Below are 760 nucleotides of genomic sequence, written 5' to 3'. Positions count from 1 at the left end.
GAGAACTTCTTCGCCTCGGTAGTCTGGAAAGATATCAAAGCCACTTTCGCCCCGTAAGGCTTTCTCTACACCGGGAGTACGGATTTCTTGGAAGCCAATGTTGGTGTTTTTAAGATCAATTTGCTTAAGCGTCTTCTCGTTTACGCCACTCTCTTTAAGCGCGCTTAAGAAGTTCTCTTTGTCTTCAACCAAGAAGCGGCTCTTGCTCTGAGCTTTGAATTCTTGAGAAACCAGGTAAGTTTCGCCTGAATAGCCCATACCAGACTTTTCCCATTGTTCGTTATGGGTCATGATTCGGTTCAGCTCATCGATAGGCATTTGAAAAGCCAAAACGGCGATTTTCTCACCTTGTTTATTTACCACAGGGCTTGCCATAAAGGAGGCAGGAGCTTCATAAGATGGCGTATAAGACTGAAAAGAAGTAAAGGCAATGTGGTCAGGGTCACTTGCGTTGGCAGCTTCTTTATAGACTTTAGCTAAGTCACTATTTTTATAAGGCCCGGTAAGTAAAGAGGTGGCGTAATCGAGCTCTTTGAAAACGGAGTAAATAATCTCGCCTGAGTCAATATCGATCAAAAAGATGTCGTAATATTGGAATTCGTTAAGGTGCTTTCTAAACTCCGGGTGATACTCTTTGTGTACCTCATTGTAATCGGAGCTAAAGTCGAGTGAGTCTAAGGCATCTTTTTGACCTAAGGGGTTAGCGTTGTCTGCAATGAAGTGATATTGCATTAAACGGGCTTTATCGCTAATGCTGTTA

At 42.9% G+C, this 760-nt stretch carries 1 protein-coding gene; it reads right to left on the bottom strand.

Annotation, left to right across the window (positions count from 1 at the left end):
- Window positions 1-760: cache domain-containing protein (locus A3766_RS31595; protein WP_197479749.1), on the bottom strand; the 760-nt coding region annotated here is incomplete at both ends.

The sequence above is a fragment of the Oleiphilus sp. HI0132 genome (assembly GCF_001635845.1).
This window is presented reverse-complemented; position numbering and strand designations above follow the sequence as displayed.